The 17,168-nt window shown below is 63.9% G+C and carries 13 protein-coding genes and 1 pseudogene; 8 read left to right on the forward strand and 6 right to left on the reverse strand.

All coding sequences use genetic code 11. From position 1 onward, the window contains the following. Window positions 1-158 precede the first annotated feature (158 nt). The 5 genes from F757_RS0111890 to F757_RS0111910 all read right to left on the reverse strand — a co-directional run bounded on the left by F757_RS0111890 (window position 159) and on the right by F757_RS0111910 (window position 5,956). The gene (locus tag F757_RS0111890) at window positions 159-1,031 is read right to left on the reverse strand and encodes a ferritin (protein ID WP_027211580.1); all 873 of its coding nucleotides are present in this window, start codon (window positions 1,029-1,031) and stop codon (window positions 159-161) included. Between the two features lie 585 nt (window positions 1,032-1,616). Further along, window positions 1,617-2,510 (reverse strand): PhaM family polyhydroxyalkanoate granule multifunctional regulatory protein, encoded by an 894-nt coding sequence (locus tag F757_RS0111895; RefSeq protein WP_027211581.1) that lies wholly within the window; start codon window positions 2,508-2,510, stop codon window positions 1,617-1,619. Window positions 2,511-2,625: 115 nt separating this feature from the next. Next, window positions 2,626-3,477: an enoyl-CoA hydratase/isomerase family protein gene (locus tag F757_RS0111900; protein ID WP_027211582.1), complete on the reverse strand. Its 852-nt coding sequence runs from the start codon at window positions 3,475-3,477 to the stop codon at window positions 2,626-2,628. Window positions 3,478-3,549: 72 nt separating this feature from the next. Beyond that, window positions 3,550-4,857, reverse strand: coding sequence for an ABC transporter substrate-binding protein (locus tag F757_RS0111905; protein ID WP_027211583.1), 1,308 nt, complete (start codon window positions 4,855-4,857; stop codon window positions 3,550-3,552). Between the two features lie 115 nt (window positions 4,858-4,972). Continuing rightward, window positions 4,973-5,956 carry a fumarylacetoacetate hydrolase family protein gene (locus F757_RS0111910; RefSeq protein WP_027211584.1) on the reverse strand — a complete coding sequence of 328 codons (984 nt, stop codon included), beginning with the start codon at window positions 5,954-5,956 and terminating at the stop codon, window positions 4,973-4,975. Between the two features lie 165 nt (window positions 5,957-6,121). Here F757_RS0111910 and F757_RS0111915 point away from each other — a divergent pair, with 165 nt between their 5' ends. The 7 genes and pseudogenes from F757_RS0111915 to F757_RS0111945 all read left to right on the forward strand — a co-directional run bounded on the left by F757_RS0111915 (window position 6,122) and on the right by F757_RS0111945 (window position 14,294). Beyond that, on the forward strand, window positions 6,122-7,042 hold the full coding sequence (locus tag F757_RS0111915) for an IclR family transcriptional regulator (protein WP_027211585.1): 921 nt from the start codon (window positions 6,122-6,124) through the stop codon (window positions 7,040-7,042). A 42-nt stretch (window positions 7,043-7,084) separates the two neighbouring features. Next, window positions 7,085-8,344, forward strand: coding sequence for a DUF3108 domain-containing protein (locus F757_RS0111920; RefSeq protein WP_027211586.1), 1,260 nt, complete (start codon window positions 7,085-7,087; stop codon window positions 8,342-8,344). A 202-nt stretch (window positions 8,345-8,546) separates the two neighbouring features. Further along, window positions 8,547-9,335 (forward strand): alpha/beta fold hydrolase, encoded by a 789-nt coding sequence (locus tag F757_RS0111925; protein WP_027211587.1) that lies wholly within the window; start codon window positions 8,547-8,549, stop codon window positions 9,333-9,335. Window positions 9,336-9,453: 118 nt separating this feature from the next. Further along, the gene (locus F757_RS0111930; protein ID WP_013337859.1) at window positions 9,454-9,711 is read left to right on the forward strand and encodes a BTH_I0359 family protein; all 258 of its coding nucleotides are present in this window, start codon (window positions 9,454-9,456) and stop codon (window positions 9,709-9,711) included. 311 nt (window positions 9,712-10,022) lie between these two features. Beyond that, entirely contained in the window at window positions 10,023-11,093 is a 1,071-nt protein-coding gene (locus F757_RS0111935; protein WP_027211588.1) for a homocysteine S-methyltransferase family protein, read from the forward strand. Between the two features lie 83 nt (window positions 11,094-11,176). Continuing rightward, window positions 11,177-13,897 (forward strand): annotated as a pseudogene (gene metH, locus F757_RS0111940) (methionine synthase); the annotation flags it as partial. Window positions 13,898-14,087: 190 nt separating this feature from the next. After that, window positions 14,088-14,294 carry a hypothetical protein gene (locus tag F757_RS0111945; RefSeq protein WP_013337856.1) on the forward strand — a complete coding sequence of 69 codons (207 nt, stop codon included), beginning with the start codon at window positions 14,088-14,090 and terminating at the stop codon, window positions 14,292-14,294. Window positions 14,295-14,547: 253 nt separating this feature from the next. On the opposite strand, the gene F757_RS0111950 is transcribed toward F757_RS0111945, so the two are convergent. Continuing rightward, entirely contained in the window at window positions 14,548-14,874 is a 327-nt protein-coding gene (locus tag F757_RS0111950) for a DUF1840 domain-containing protein (protein WP_035466698.1), read from the reverse strand. 464 nt (window positions 14,875-15,338) lie between these two features. On the opposite strand from F757_RS0111950, the gene argS reads away from it, so the two are divergent. Further along, window positions 15,339-17,141, forward strand: a complete 1,803-nt coding sequence (gene argS, locus F757_RS0111960) for an arginine--tRNA ligase (RefSeq protein ID WP_027211591.1) — start codon at window positions 15,339-15,341, stop codon at window positions 17,139-17,141. Window positions 17,142-17,168: the final 27 nt, after the last annotated feature.

Genomic DNA, 17,168 nt, shown 5'->3' on the forward strand with positions numbered 1-17,168 from the left:
ACCGGGGAAGCGCAGTCACAAGACTGCGCAAGCTGTATCAACAGAAAGGCCCGTCAAGCTTGCACTTGCCGGGCCGTTTCAAAGCATCCAACGAATGGCGGCGCGGGCTTTTGCAACATACCCGCAGCCGCCAATCGCAATTTACGAGACTTCGACCATCAAGCCGGCTGCCCGGCTGAATTCTGCTCGGCCTGCAGCCGCGCCACCACTTCCTTGCGATAGCGGTTCAGTTCCTGCGCCGTGGTGAACGTGCGCTCGAACAGCAGCGACAGGTTGTGCAGAATGCGCTCGACCACCTTCTTTTCCCAACCGTCGTCGAAGCGGATTTGCTCGTCGAGCCAACGCTCGAGCCATTCGGGATCGGGCAGACGCGACTGGATTGTGTCGCGCGGAAAGAGCGCCTGATTCACGTGCAGATTGGTCGGATGCAGCGGCTTTTCGGTACGGCGCGCCGACGCCATCAGCACGCCGATCTTTGCAAATGCCGCGCGCGCGATGTCGCCCGTTTGCACCATTGCTTTCTTCATGTAGCGCAGATAGGCGCCGCCATGCCGCGCTTCGTCGCGCGAGATGGTTTCGTAGATGTGCTTGATGACCGGCTCGGTGTGCCACTCGGCAGCACGGCGATACCAGTGATTCAGGCGGATCTCACCGCAGAAATGCAGCATCAGCGTTTCGAGCGGCGGCGCCGGGTCGAATTCGAAGCGCACGGCGTGCAGTTCTTCTTCAGTGGGGCACATTTCGGGCTTGAAGCGCCGCAGGTATTCCATCAGCACCAGCGAATGCTTCTGCTCTTCGAAGAACCACACACTCATGAACGCGGAAAAATCGCTGTCGTGATGGTTGTCGCGGAGAAACATCTCCGTGGCGGGCAATGCCGACCATTCGGTGATCGCGTTCATCTTGATGGTCGCGGCCTGCTCGTCGGTCAGCAGCGACGCATCGAACTTGTCCCAGGGAATGTCTTTCTCCATGTCCCATCGAACGGATTCGAGCGATTTATAAAGTTCCGGATAAAGCATGGTGTTCATAGTCCCACCCCTGTTCTGCACATACTGTGTGTCTCACTACAACGTGTAGCACTCTTGCTGACGACAAACTGAACGTACCGGGCCTCGTGCCCAGGTACCGCGCCGTTCGCCGGCCAAGCCTTCAATTTTACGCGGTAACCGACCGCCTGGATGGGCGGGCAGCGAAGAAGTCCGGCAGCTTGAGCAAAGAGCGGCCAACATGGAATTCCACGCTCGAATGACGCCCCGCGTGGCCAAACCGTGGGTGAGGAATACCCTATGCCTGAGGTCGAGCCAGTTTGCGATGAAAACCGCACCGTCCAGCCCTGCGCCGGTCGTGCCGGCGGCGAATGGAGCAAGGGCGGCTGGATTGGTTGTTTTCAGCGCGCGCCCAAAAGCCAAACAAAGTCCTTGCAATGATAGCACGCTGACTTCTCCAAACCCGCGTGGAGACAGACGCAATTACGGTGCCTGATTGACCTGTCGCAACGAAATACGCAATCCCGCGAGTCTGACGCGCGACCGGGGTCAAAACCGTGACAGTCGGCGATTTCTCTTGTTGTTTGCCGCGGGCCGTCGACCCGCGCCGCCACTGCGCGCGCCTTCTTACAAAGACTTCTTCGGCGGTTTCGACGCATTGCTGCCGGTGCCCGCAGCCGTGCGCTTCGCGGCAGCCGGCGCGCGCTTTGCCGCGGGTCGCTTCGCGGCGGACTCAGCTGGTTCACGCGACGCCGCGGCAGCGGCCGCCGCGTCCGCTGGCGATGGGCGCGGCACGTCTGTCGCCCCGCCTACCGCCTCGCTGGCCAGGTCAGCCGCGTCGTCCGCGGAGTCGCCGGCCGCATCCGCCTGCGCGCCGCCCGTCGCGGCGTCGGCAGCGCCGGCCATCGGCTGCGTCATGGCAAATTGGGCGATCTGGTTGAACTGCGATTGCAGCAAGTTCCACCATGCCGTTGCGTCGAATGATGGCGCGGCGCTTGCGGCTTCTTCGCCGCTCTCGGGTTCCGCGGCGCCCGCGCTTTCCGCCGAAGTCGAACCAGAACCGGCAGCCGACGCGCTCGCCTCGGAATGCGGCCAACGGCTCGCGGGCGACGGGCTTGGCGCCGGGGCCGGGGCCGGCGACGGCGCTTGACCCGCTGTGCTCGGCTGCGTCATCGACTGCTGCGCGAACGCGCCGAACGCGCGCAGCGTCGCGAGCGTCGCGCGCTGCACCTCGAGCGCCTGAATCGCGGATTGCAGCATGCTCAGGTTCAGCTTGAGCCATTGCTCGACGGCGCGCATGTCGGTAATGCGCTTGTCGAGTTCTTCCACGTTGGTGAGCGGCGCCATCATGTCGGACATCATCGACAACGACGGTGCGAGGCCCGCGCCGGGCTGCGCGCCGCCAAACGCGGAGCCGAACGGCGACAGGCGCATCATGCCCAACATGCGGTCGAACATTTCAGCAGGCGGAAAACCGGGGAAACCGGGAAACGGCGGGGGTGAACCAGATGTGTCGGTCATGCTTGTCGCCTCGCTGCATTAACGGAAAAGCACGGGAAAAAAGTGCAAAGGTAGTGAGAGCCGCGCATACGCAACCGATCATACCGCGCGACGCGTGACGATCGCGCCGCTGCCGTCACCGGGCGCGCCACGGATCGGCGCCGCCGAAATCCGGCGCGCGCCGCTCGCGCAAGGAAGTCACGCCTTCGCGCACGTCCGGTCCGGCAAAGCCCATGAATTCCAGCGCCAGTGACGTATCGAAAGTCGGGCCGGCGGAGCGCAGCCAGTTGTTCAGCGCGTACTTCGTCCAGCGGATCGCCGTTTGTGAGCCGTGCGCCAGCTTCTGCGCGACCTCGAATGCCTTGGGCAGCAGATCGCTTTCATCGACGGCAAGAGACACCAGCCCGATACGCTCAGCCTCTGCACCGCTCACCGGTTCGCACAGCATGAGGTAGTACTTGGCTTTGGCCATGCCGCACAGTAGCGGCCAGACGATTGCCGCATGGTCGCCCGCCGCGACGCCGAGCCGCGTATGACCGTCGATGATGCGCGCCGTCTTCGAGGCGATCGAAATGTCCGCGAGCAGCCCCGCGACGAGCCCGGCGCCGACAGCGGGACCGTGCATCGCCGAAACGATCGGCTTGCTGCAGTTGATCACGTTGTAGACCAGATCGCGAGCCTCGCGCCATACGCGTGCGCGCACGTCGAAATCGGTCGCCATGTCTTCGACCAGTTGCAGATCGCCGCCGGCAGAAAAGCCCTTGCCCTCGCCGCGAATGATCGCGACGCGCGTCTCGGGGTCGCGGTCGATGTCGCGCCAGATTTCCGCGAGTTCATAGTGCATGCGCGCATCCGCGGTGGCGAGGGCGCTTTTGTTCGCCCCTTCGCCGCTCATCACCACTTCGAGCACGCCGTGCGGCCGACGATGCAACTGAAGCGAGCGGTAATGTGCGTAAAAAGCGTCGTTACTGTGAGGTTGCTGAGACATGGTGATGTGTCCACGGATACATACGTAAGTGCGCGCGTGGCCGGGCGGTGGGTCGCCGAGCTCCGGCCTCGTTCAACGCGGCTGATAAACCCATTTGCCGTTTCTGATTTCGACCATCACGCGCGCGCGCTGGTCGAGGCCGAGGTGATCCGCGGCGCTCATGTTCACGACGCCGTTGGTGTCCGCGAGACCGCGCGTGGCTTCGAGCGCGTCGCGCAACGCGCGGCGGAATTCCGGCGTGCCCGGCGACGCGGCCTTCAGCGCAACAGGCACGGCATGATCGAGCAGCATGCCCGCGTCCCACGTGTACGAGCCGAACGCCGACACCGTTCCCGGTCCGCGCAGCGCCTCGAAGCGCGCGATGTAGTCCAGCGCAAGGCGCTTGGCCGGATGTTCCGCCGGCAATTGCGCGGCGACCAGCACCGGGCTCGCGGGCAGGAAGGTGCCGTTGCAGTCCGCGCCGCATACGCGCAGGAAGTCGTTATTGCCGACGCCGTGGTTGTGATAGATCAGCCCTTTGTAGCCGCGTTCCCGGAGCGTCTTCGGCGGCAGTGCCGCGGGCGTGCCGGCCGCGCCGACCACCACGGCGTCCGGATGCGTCGCGAGGATTTTCAGCACCTGACCGGTCACGCTCGGGTCCGTACGATTGAAGCGCTCGCTCGCCACCATCTGCATGTGATGCAGTTGCGCGAACTTCGCCACTTCGGCATAAAAAGTTTCGCCGAGCGCGTCTGCCTGGCCGATGAACGCGACGGTCTTCACGCCGCGCGTGCTCGCATGCTCGGCAATCGCCGAAGCCATCATTGCGTCGGTTTGCGGAGTCTTGAACACCCAACGGCGCCTGGCGTCCACGGGCTCGATGATCTTCGCCGACGACGCGAGCGAGATCATCGGCGTGGTGCCGTCTGCGACTACGTCGATCATTGCCAGCGAATTCGGCGTAATGGACGAACCGATGATCGCGTCGACGTGATTTTCGGAGATCAGCTTCTTGGTGTCCTGCACGGCCTGGGTCGTGTCGGACGCATCGTCGAGCACGATGTATTCGACGCTCTGGCCGCCGATCTGCTTGGGCAGCATGGTGGCGGTATCACGCGCGGGAATGCCGAGCGAGGCGGCAGGCCCCGTCAACGAAAGCACGAGCCCGATCTTCACCTGAGCGAGCGCAATGGCCGGCGACAAACTTGCAAGCGTCGCGCACACCGTGGCGACACGCCGCGCCGCCTGCGCAAGCCGGGTGACTTGCCGCGTGGGCTGCGGCGTGAACTGCGACTTCACCTGCGGCCCGAACTGCGGCCTGCGCTGCGGCAACCTTTCGCGCCATGCCCGCGCATCCGCCCTGCTCACCCCTTCCGATCCAACAGATTCAGCTCGCCGCATGGTGTCTCCTCACATGAGTTTTTCGTTCTGATCGGCCGTCGCTGCCGCGCCAGTCAGTGTAGCGGCGCGCGCTCACAGCGGCATCGGGCGAAACCCTTTCGGCAAAGCTGGCGCGTCAGTCGAGCGGTGCGATGCTCTGCTCGATGGCACCGAAAATCGACTTGCCCGCTTCGTCGAACATTTCGATCTTCACCGTGTCGCCGTACTTCATGAACTCGGTCTGCGGCGCGCCGTGCTCGATAGTCTCGAGACAGCGCTTTTCGGCGATACAGCAGTAGCCGCGCTTGGCGTCCTTGTTCGATACGGTGCCCGAGCCGACAATCGCGCCCGCGCGCAGATTGCGCGTTTTCGCCGCATGCGCGATCAGTTGGCCGAAGTGAAACACCATGTCGGTGCCGGCGTCCGGCTGCCCCACCTTCCTGCCGTTCCAATGGACGATCATCGGCCGGTGCACACGGCCTTCGCGCCAATGTTCGCCCAGTTCGTCGGGCGTCACGGCGACGGGCGCGAACGAGGTGGCCGGCTTGCTCTGGAAGAAGCCGAAGCCCTTCGCCAGTTCGGCGGGAATCAGGTTGCGCAGCGAAACATCGTTGACGAGCGTGATCAGCCGCACGCTTCTGAGCGCCTGGTCGGGTGTCGCGCCCATCGGCACGTCGCCGGTGATGACTGCAACTTCTGCCTCGAAGTCGATGCCGAACGCTTCGGATGCGCACACCACGTCGTCTTTTGGACCGATGAAATCGTCGCTGCCGCCCTGGTACATCAGCGGATCGGTCCAGAACTCGGGCGGCATTTCCGCGCCGCGCGCGCGCCGCACGAGTTCGACATGATTCACATACGACGATCCGTCGGCCCACTGGAATGCACGCGGCAGCGGCGCCATGCAGTCGCTCGCGTCGAATGAGAAGGTGTTGCGCGCGCGGCCCTGGTTGAGCGCGTCGTATAGGTCGTGCAGTTGCGGCGCGTAGAAGGCCCAGTCGTCGAGCACGCGCTGCAACGTGGGCGCGATGGCGTCGGCAACGGCAGCGGTATGCAGGTCGCGGGACACGACGATCAGTTGACCGTCGCGCGTGCCGTCCTTCAGCGTGGCAAGTTTCATGGAGGAATGAACCGTGTTAGTGACGATAGAGGGAATCTATTCTACGATGGTGAATCCGCGCCGCCCAACCCCAACCTGCCGATCGCAGCTTGCGGCTCAATTGCAGCCCGCGTGCGGACGGTTCTTTCACGTTGACTCTGAACGCGCTTCCCGCGCTTTTTGCTCATGCCGCACACTGCCCGCTCCGGTGCAAGCCGTAACGACGCCAAAGCCGATGCTCTTGCTGACACGAAAGCAGCCGGACCGCTCGACACAGCCGAAGCCGACGACGATTCCGCCGATTCCGCCGATTCGGGCGAGGAAAAACTGCGCTCGGGCATTCAGTCGATCGAAGTCGGCTTCAGACTGCTCGATGTGCTGACCCACGAGCCGCGCGCCATGATGCTGCGCGACCTCGCGCAGCGCGCGGGCATGAGCCCGGCGAAAGCGCACCGTTATCTGGTGAGCTTTCTGCGACTCGGCATCGTCGCGCAAGACGCGCTGTCGGGGCGCTATGAGCTCGGCGGCTTCGCACTGCAATTGGGACTTGCGCGGCTTGCCCGCGTTGACGGCGTGAAGCTCGCGCGCATCGCGCTTGCGGAATTGCGCGACCGTCTGGACCTGACGGTCGGCATCGCCGTATGGGGCAACCAGGGGCCGACCATGGTGCACTGGATGGAGTCGAGCCATCCGGCCAAGGCGTCGCTCAAGCTCGGCGACGTGATGCCTCTGCTCAGTTCCGCCACCGGCCTGCTGTTCGCGGCGTACCTGCCGGCCGGCAAAACCGCTGCAATGATCGAGCGCGAGCTAACTGACACGCGGCGCTCGTCGCATGGCGTTGTGCCGCGCACGCGCGAGGAAGTCGAGCGCGTGCTCGCGCAAGTGCGTGAGCACGAAGCGGCGCGCGTGGAAGGCATGTTGCTGCCCACTATTCACGCGTTCTCCATGCCGGTGTTCGACTCGACCGGCGAGCTGGCACTCGGTCTCGTCGCGCTCGGTCACGAAGGCGTGTTCGACATTAGCTGGGGCGGCGAAATCGACACCGCGCTGCGCGAGTGCGCGCTCAAGCTCTCGTACGAACTCGGCTATAGTCCCACGCCGCGTTAGACGCGCACGCCAGCTTCCCACCTCGCCTACACTCTTTAGCCGATGGCCTTACCTTCCACCGCACACGCCGCCAGTCTCACGCCGCCCGACGAGCCGCGCCTCGCCCGGCGCGCGTGGCGATGGCTCGCCGTGCTGCTCGTGGTGGGCGGCCTTCACTGGCTCGCCGCGCAATGGGTCGAGCGTCACCGCGCAACACTGAATCCTTCGGATGACGAACATGTGCCCGTGCAGGTCGCCCTGCTCAAGCCGGAGCGCATCGAGCGCAATCCGGCGGCTGCGGCCGCGGCGCCCGCGCCGCAGCGCGCGCGCAAGGCCGTCGCCAGCAAATCGCACGAACATGTGCTGAGCGCATTGCAACCCGCAGAGCAGGCGGCGGTGCCAGCGTCGAATCCGGCATCGGAGGCCACGGCAAGCGTGCCCGCCGCAAACGCAGTGCCCGCCGGTGCCGCAAGCGGCGCATCGGCCAATGCCACGGGCAGCGCAACTGGCAACGCAACCGCCAACGCGCCGCAAGCCGCCTCGGGCGTCAAATTCTCCGTCCCACCGTCCGGCGACCTCCAGTACGACACCTTTTACAACGGAGTACGCAACCAGCCCGGCACGATTCACTGGACCAGCAGCGCCGAGAGCTACGAAATGGTGGTTTCGGTGCCCTTACCTTTCGTGGGCACCTTCGTCTATTCGAGCCACGGCCGTATTGACGCATTCGGCCTCGCGCCAGAGCAATACGTGGAAAAACGCGGCCATCGCGCCGAAGACGTGTCCATCTTCAACCGCACCGACCGCAAGATCGCCTTTACGCGCACGCCCAACACGCTGCAGTTGCCCGACGGCGCGCAGGACCGCTTCAGCATGGTGATGCAACTGGCAAGCCTCGTGCGCGGCGATCCCGACGCGTACAAGCCTGGCGTCACCCGGCAGTTCTTTGTCGTGGATAGCGACAGCGGCGAAAACTGGCCCGTCGAGACCATTGGCGACGAAACCATCCGCACCGCGCAGGGCTACGTCCAGACGCGCCATTTCAAACGCCTGCCGCGCCGCGAGGGCGACCGGCGCCGCATCGACGTATGGCTCGCGCCTTCGCTCGGCTGGCTGCCCGCGCGCCTTGTGCAGACGGAGCCGAACGGCACGGAGTTCGAGCTCGTGTGGCGCGGCAAGCTGAATACCGAAAACGGTGCAAGCGCCGATGCGCCAGCGGCTTCGCCAAATGGCTCCGCAACTGCTTCTTCCAGTACCGCGCCGGGCGAAGAGGTCAGTCCTGCCGATACTCCGGGCGACACCTCTGGCAACATCAAGCCGTAACGCCGGGCGAGACCGGCAAAGCGAAGCCAGAAAACGCAAGCTTTGCACCCGAATGGTGCCTCGCATATTCTTCGAAACTTCCTTCCCTGTGCCGACTCTGCATCATCTGATGCAACCGTTGCGCGAGCCGCCCTGCGCATGAATGGCAGGCGGCGACGTGTGCGGACGGATTCCTCCCTGCGTTCCCCTTGAAGGAGCTTGCATGCAAGTGAACATCAACGGTATCGAAACGCGCTACGTGCTGAGCAACGAAGGCGGCGGCCCGTGGCTCACGTTCATTCACCAGTTGGGCGGCGACCTGGCGGTGTGGGACCAGCTCGCCGGCTATTTCCGCGACGACTACACGGTGCTGCGCTACGACGTGCGCGGCCACGGCGCGACAGCCGCGTCGCCGGCGCCGTTCACGATTGCCGATCTGGCCGGCGACCTTGCCGCCTTGCTCGATGCACTGGGCGCGCCGGCCACGCACCTCGTGGGCATGTCGATGGGCGGCATGATCGCGCAGCAGTTCGCGCTGGATCACCCTTCGCGCGTGAACACGCTCACCATTGCGGACAGCACCGCGGCCAGCTTGCCGGAGGCCCGCGCGACGTGGGACCAACGCGCCGCGGCGGCGCGCCGGGACGGCATGGAGCCGCTCGTTCCCGCCACGCTCGAGCGCTGGCTGACGCCCGATTTCCGCGCCGCGCACCCCGAGGCCGTCGAGCCGATACGCGAGGCGCTCAGCCGAACGTTGCCCGAAGGCTACGCCAAGGCGTGCGAAGCGCTGCGCGATTTCGACGTACGCAGTAAGCTGGCAGACATTCGCTGCGCAACTCTGGTGGTGGCGGGGCGCCATGATACGGGCACGCCGCCTGCTGCTAGTCAGGCAATAGCAGATGCCATTCGAGGCGCGCAGTTCGAATTGCTCGACGCAGCTCATCTTGCGCCTGTCGAGCAGTCCCAACGGTTTGCCGCACTGCTTGAAACGTTTCTTGAAAGGCCGGTCTAACCGGTAGGTTCGGAACTTTTACAAGCGTCACCCCGGACCCACCCCTTGAATTCCAAACCATAAGCTCCAAGTAAGGCGCAGGAACGGCCAGGAGCCAACGGAAATAAGGAGTGTCGCCATGCAAATGATCTACAACAGCCCCAACTATTGTGTCGTCGAGTTTCCGCCGCAGGAAGGTCCGCTGGCCATGAAGTCGGGTGGCTACGAGATCGTCGACAAGAACATGCAGCGCGAAATTTACATCGACGGTGCAATGGCGGCACGCTTTCGCGAGAATGTGCAGAAACTGATCGAAGAAGAACCGTCGCTCGACGAAGTGGACGAATTCCTCGGCCAGTTCGACAGTCTCATGCATCAACCGGTCATTCTTCACTGAACGCCTCGCGCGTCGTTTTTCGACGTTTGGAGCTTTTCAACGTTTTTGGCGACATCTACCGACCGCGCCGTCCGGCTTTGCCGGCGGTCTTGATCAGGCGGTCGACCTGAGTGGAAACGGTTCAGCGGGCCCCGCGCGCTGGACCGTTTTCTTTTACAGGCTGCGGTTAGCCTTTCGCAGCGCATACCGGCCTGTACGATCCGCATACGATTTGCGCGCTTTTTGCCTCCCGCCGCCGCGTCCGGCGCAATAAGCCGGCTGCGGCTACAATGACAGGTTCCCGAAAAAGCCGGCCCAAGCCCTCGTCCGCCATGAACCAGCCTGCCCAAACCGTCAAGTCAATCCGTCCCCAACCCGAGTACACGCGCGGCGCGGCGCTGCCCGCGCTCCTCAAGTCGCGCATCCTGATTCTGGACGGCGCAATGGGCACGATGATCCAGCGCTACAAGCTCGACGAAGCGCGCTATCGCGGCGAGCGTTTCAAGGACTACGGGCGCGACATCAAGGGCAATAACGAACTGCTGTCCATCACGCAGCCGCAGATCATCAGCGAGATTCACGAGCAGTATCTCGCCGCGGGCGCGGACATTATCGAAACGAATACGTTCGGCGCGACCACGGTCGCGCAGGCGGACTACGGCATGGAAGCGCTGGCCGTGGAAATGAACCTCGAGTCGGCGAAACTCGCGCGCGCCGCGTGCGACAAGTTCTCGACACCGGACAAGCCGCGCTTCGTCGCCGGCGCGATCGGACCGACGCCGAAAACCGCGAGCATTTCGCCTGACGTGAACGACCCCGGCGCGCGCAATGTGACGTTCGACGAATTGCATGCCGCTTACTACGAGCAGGCGAAGGCGCTGCTCGACGGCGGCGCCGACCTGTTCCTCGTCGAAACCATTTTCGACACGCTCAATGCAAAAGCCGCGCTGTTCGCACTCGACGAACTGTTCGAAAACACCGGCGAGCGCCTGCCGATCATGATCTCGGGCACCGTCACCGACGCCTCCGGGCGCATTCTGTCGGGGCAAACCGTCGAGGCTTTCTGGAACTCGCTGCGTCACGCGAAGCCGCTTACGTTCGGTTTGAACTGCGCGCTCGGTGCGGCGCTGATGCGCCCGTACATCGCCGAGCTGGCCAAGCTCTGCGACACTTATGTGTCGTGCTATCCGAACGCAGGCTTGCCGAACCCGATGAGCGACACCGGCTTCGACGAACTGCCGGCCGACACCTCCGGTCTGCTGAAGGAATTTGCCGAGGCAGGTCTCGTGAACATTGCCGGCGGCTGCTGCGGCACGACGCCTGAGCACATTGCGGCGATAGCCAAAGCGCTTGCCGAAGTGAAGCCGCGCAAGTGGCCGACCCAGTATCGCGACGCCGCTTAACGCGCCGTCGACACGAGACGCCGGTTCGCGCACATCCGCAGCAACCCGGCCGCATCTAACGCACGCCATCGACTCGCACATACGCCATGACCGATCACACCATGCGCCTTGCCGGCCTCGAGCCGTTTAACGTCACGTCCGGGACGCTCTTCATCAACGTTGGCGAACGCACCAACGTGACCGGCTCGAAAGCGTTCGCGCGAATGATCCTGAACGACCAGTTCGACGAGGCTATCGCGGTTGCGCGTCAGCAGGTCGAAAACGGCGCGCAGGTAATCGACGTGAACATGGACGAAGCGATGCTCGACTCGAAGGCGGCCATGGTGCGCTTTCTGAACCTGATCGCGTCGGAGCCCGACATTGCGCGCGTGCCGATCATGATCGACTCGTCGAAGTGGGAAGTGATCGAAGCGGGCCTGAAATGCGTGCAGGGCAAGGCAATCGTCAACTCCATCTCGCTGAAGGAAGGCGAAGAAGCATTCCGCCACCACGCCAAAATGATTCGCCGCTACGGCGCGGCTGCCGTGGTAATGGCCTTCGACGAGCAAGGCCAGGCGGACACGTTCGAGCGCAAGACGCAGATCTGCAAACGCTCGTACGACTTTCTCGTGAATGAAGTCGGCTTTCCGCCAGAAGACATCATTTTCGATCCCAACATCTTTGCGATCGCCACCGGCATCGAGGAACACAACAACTACGCGGTTGACTTCATCAACGCGACGCGCTGGATCAAACAGAATCTGCCGTATGCAAAGGTGAGCGGCGGTGTGTCGAACGTGTCGTTCTCGTTCCGCGGCAACGACCCGGTGCGCGAGGCGATTCACACCGTGTTCCTGTATCACGCCATTCAGGCCGGCATGGACATGGGCATCGTCAACGCGGGCCAGCTCGGCGTATATGCGGATCTCGACCCGGAATTGCGCGAACTGGTCGAAGACGTCGTGCTGAACCGCCGCCCGGACGGCACGGACCGTCTGCTGGAAATGGCCGATAAATTCAAAACCGGCGCGGCGAAGAAGGAAGAGAACCTCGAGTGGCGCAACCAGCCGGTCGAGAAACGCCTGTCGCATGCACTCGTGCACGGCATTACGAACTTCATCGTCGAAGATACCGAGGAAGTGCGCGCAAAAATCGCCGCGCAAGGCGGGCGCCCGATCAACGTGATCGAGGGTCCGCTGATGGACGGCATGAACATCGTCGGCGACCTGTTCGGCCAGGGCAAGATGTTCCTGCCGCAAGTCGTGAAGTCCGCGCGCGTGATGAAGCAGGCGGTCGCGCATCTGATTCCGTTCATCGAAGAAGAAAAGAAGCAGCTCGCGGCGGCGGGCGGCGACGTGCGCGCGAAGGGCAAGATCGTCATTGCGACGGTGAAGGGTGACGTGCACGACATCGGCAAGAACATCGTTTCGGTCGTGCTTCAGTGCAATAACTTCGAAGTGGTCAACATGGGCGTGATGGTCCCGTGCAACGACATTCTTGCGAAGGCGAAAGTGGAAGGCGCGGACATCATCGGGCTCTCGGGGCTGATTACGCCGAGCCTCGAAGAAATGGCCTACGTGGCCTCGGAAATGCAACGCGACGACTACTTCCGCGTGAAGAAGATTCCGCTGCTGATCGGCGGCGCGACCACCTCGCGCGTGCATACGGCCGTGAAGATCGCGCCGCATTACGAAGGGCCGGTGGTGTATGTGCCGGACGCGTCGCGCTCGGTGTCGGTCGCCTCCAGCCTGCTGTCCGACGAAGGCGCAACGAAGTACCTGGACGAACTCAAGGCCGACTACGACCGCATTCGGGCTCAGCACGCCAACAAGAAAGCGGTGCCGATGGTCACGCTCGCCGAAGCCCGCGCGAACAAAACGCCGGTCGACTGGAAGAACTATCAGCCGGTCAAGCCGAAGTTCATCGGCCGCCGCGTGTTCAAGAACTTCGACCTGAACGAACTCGCAAACTACATCGACTGGGGGCCGTTCTTCCAGACCTGGGATCTGGCCGGCCCGTATCCCGCCATTCTGAACGACGAGATCGTCGGCGAATCGGCGCGGCGTGTGTTCTCGGACGGCAAATCGATGCTGGCCCGCCTGATTCAGGGCCGCTGGCTGCAGGCTAACGGCGTGCTCGCGCTGCTGCCGGCCAACACTGTCAACGACGACGACATCGAAATCTACACCGACGAAACGCGCAGCGAAGTGGCGCTGACGTGGCGCAACCTGCGTCAGCAAAGCGTGCGTCCGGTGGTGGACGGCGTAATGCGGCCGAACCGCTCGCTCGCCGACTTCATTGCGCCGAAGGAGTCGGGAGTGGCCGACTACATCGGCATGTTCGCGGTCACCGCGGGCCTTGGCGTCGACGTGAAGGAAAAGCAGTTCGAAAAGGATCACGACGACTACAGCGCAATCATGCTGAAGGCGCTCGCAGACCGCTTCGCCGAAGCCTTCGCCGAAGCGCTGCATGCGCGCGTGCGGCGCGACCTGTGGGGCTATGCGAACGCCGAGAGTCTCAGCAACGACGAACTCATCGCCGAGAAGTATCGCGGCATTCGGCCCGCGCCGGGGTATCCGGCGTGTCCGGACCACCTCGTGAAGCGCGACATGTTCGAGGTGCTGCAAGCGGGCGAGATCGGCATGAGCGTGACTGAGTCGCTCGCCATGCTGCCGGCCGCAAGCGTCTCCGGCTTCTATCTGGCGCATCCGGACAGCACGTATTTCTCGGTGGGCAAGATCGGTCAGGACCAGTTGGAAGACTACGCGCAGCGTATGTCGCTCTCGAAGGCGGACGCCGAGCGCGCACTGGCGCCGTTGCTGTAAGCACACGATGCAAGCCGGCGTCAGCGTACGCGATGAACCGTGTGGCGGGGAACGCACTATATCGGGCGAGAAAGACTGAATATTTGCGGCAACGTAATTTTCGGCTTTGTAGACTGAGACCGCCTGACCCGCCAGACGCGAGCACAACGCGTCGGCTCATCGACTTGCAACCGTCAACGGAGAAAATCATATGAAGAAGCTGACGCTGGTATTGACTGCTGTTTCGCTTGCCCTGGGCGCCTCGGCGACGCTCGCACAGACCGCCGCTCCGGCCGGCTCGAGTTCGGTCAGTTCGTACTCGCCGCCCACCACGAAACACGTCAAGAAACCCAAGAAGCAGAAAATGAAGAAGGGTGCGTCTGCTCCCGCAGTCGCTCCGGAAGCCGCCAGCCAGTAAGCGCCGAGGCGCGCAAGCCGTTTTCCGGCTGGTAAAAAAAGAGCCCGCTTCAAGCGGGCTTTTTTGGTGGCGCATTCTCAATGCGCCGCTCGCCGCCAGGCCGCGGCCAGTGCTCTCCGCGCGTTGGGCGGGCGCGTTGGGCGCATCGAAGGCGTTGAAGACGTTGGGCATGTTCAGCGCTTTCGTCGCCCCCGTCGCTTCATTCATTTCCAGCGCGACCGTTGCGCGCTCCCCCCTCGCTGCCGAGCCCCGACTACAGGCCCCACACGATATCCGCGTTCTCTTTTTGCGCGGCGCGCAGCATATCGAGGAACGGATAGGCCCGCTGCGCGAGTCCCGGCGGAATCTCGTGATGTTCGTGGCCCTCTTCGCCCTCGTGGAAATGGCCGTCGTGTTCGGCGCGTTCCTGCTTGTCGGCGGTGATGGCCGCTTCGAGTTTGGCGATGGCGTCCGCGAGTTCGTCGTGCGTAATCACGCCGCGTTCACCAAGGCGCTTGCCGACAATGCCCACCAGATACTGCGCCAGGTTTTCCAGCATCATCACGTCCGGGCAGGCGCGGCACTTGAAAGTAATCAGCATGACTATTCCCTTTTTCGTTATGTTGGCTTCACGTGCGGTCGGCGCAGAAGGCCGCCTGCGCGCGCTCCCATGCACTTGCATCGGCCGCGCGGGCAAACGCGGCGGCCACGGCCGTTGCCGGGCATCTCATTGAACATATTAGCACCTGCTAAAATCCGGCTGAACGGAAAAGCACGCCGCATTGCATCGCGCGCGCCCAGGCTCAACCGGGCGCGGCCGGCCCGGCCGGTCGTGCCTGCATGCCCCGACGGGCATGCGTTTGCAGGCGGCCGAAGCGCACGCTGGTTGGGTTGCAGACAACGTGCCCGTCAGCGCGCCCGTCATGCCGATGCATCGTCATGCGTCGTCAAGGAGCGCGCCAGCCGGCGAGCGCCGCTTTCCACGCTTCTGCCGAATCGGCCGCCAACCAGGCGGCCGGCGCTTCCTCCGTATCACCGGATTGCCTCACTGGACTCGCAACAAGCATGCTGCCCGCACATAAACATACTCTCGAAACACTGCTCGCCGACACGGTGAAGCAGGTCGCGCTCGCCACGCAAGGCGCGATCGAAGCTGCATTCGTGTCGCCCACCATCGCGCTGGAGCGCCCCAAGGTCGCCGCGCATGGCGACGTCGCCTGCAATGTGGCGATGCAACTCGCCAAGCCGCTGCGCGCGAACCCGCGCCAGTTGGCGCAGCAGATCGTCGATACGCTGCTCGCGCGGCCGCAGGCGCAAGGTCTGATCGAGTCCGCGGAAGTCGCGGGCCCCGGCTTCATCAATCTGCGTCTGGCCGCGGCGGCCAAGCAGGCGGTGGTCGCAGCCGTACTCGCGGAGAAAGACGCGTATGGCCGCTCGCAACGCGACGCGGGCAAGCATGTTCTGATCGAATTCGTGTCGGCCAACCCCACGGGACCGCTGCATGTGGGCCACGGCCGCCAGGCCGCGCTCGGCGACGCGCTCTCGAACGTGCTCGCCTCGCAAGGCTGGGACGTGCATCGCGAGTTCTATTACAACGACGCGGGCGTGCAGATCGGCACTCTCGCGCTGTCCACCCAGGCGCGCGCGCGCGGCCTCGCGCCGGGCGACGCGGGCTGGCCGGCTTCGGCGTACAACGGCGAGTACATTGCAGACATCGCGAAAGACTATCTGAACGGCGTCACGGTCTCCGCCAGCGACGGCGAGCCCGTCACAGGCGCGCGCGACGTCGAGAATCTCGAGGCGATCCGCCGCTTCGCAGTCGCCTATCTGCGCCGCGAACAGGACATGGACCTGCAGGCGTTCGGCGTGAAGTTCGACCAGTACTACCTGGAGTCGTCGCTTTATACCGAAGGCCGCGTCGAGAAGACGGTAGAGGCGCTCATCGCCGCCGGCAAGACCTACGAGCAGGAAGGCGCGCTCTGGCTGCGCACGACCGATGACGGGGACGACAAAGACCGCGTGATGCGCAAGAGCGACGGCACTTACACGTACTTCGTGCCGGACGTCGCGTATCACGTCGCCAAGTGGGAGCGCGGCTTCACCAAGGTCATCAACATCCAGGGCTCCGACCACCACGGCACGATCGCGCGCGTGCGCGCCGGCCTGCAAGGGCTCGGCATCGGCATTCCGAAGGGCTACCCCGACTACATCCTGCACAAGATGGTTACGGTCATGCGCAACGGCGAAGAGGTGAAAATCTCCAAGCGCGCCGGCAGCTACGTGACGGTGCGCGACCTGATCGAATGGTCGGGCGGCGCGACGCCGGGCTCGGAAGCCGCCGTCGACCTGATCGACGAAGAGACAATCCGCCGCGGCCGCGACGCGGTGCGCTTCTTCCTGATCTCGCGCAAGGCCGACACCGAGTTCGTGTTCGATATTGACCTTGCGTTGAAGCAGAACGACGAGAACCCGGTGCACTACGTGCAATATGCGCACGCTCGCATCTGCTCGGTCATCGCCGAATGCAAGTCACGGTATGGAGCTGACTACGGGGCCGACGAAAGCGCGCTCGCCAGTGTCGACCTCGCGCCGCTCTCGAGCGAGCGCGCAATGGCGCTGCTGAACAAGCTGGCGGAATTTCCGGACATGCTGCAACACGCCGCCGACGAACTGGCACCGCACGCGGTCGCGTTCTACCTGCGCGACCTCGCCGGGGAATTCCACTCGTTCTACAATGACAAAGCCGAGCGCGTGCTCGTCGACGATGCGGCCGAGCGCAATGCACGCGTCGCGCTGCTCGCGGCCACGCGCCAGGTGCTCGCCAACGGCCTCGCGGTCATCGGCGTCTCCGCTCCCGTCAAGATGTAAGTCCTCCGGCGCAGCATGCATGCGGCC

Origin of the sequence: Burkholderia sp. WSM2232 (genome assembly GCF_000472545.1) — a bacterium.
Lineage (GTDB): Bacteria > Pseudomonadota > Gammaproteobacteria > Burkholderiales > Burkholderiaceae > Paraburkholderia.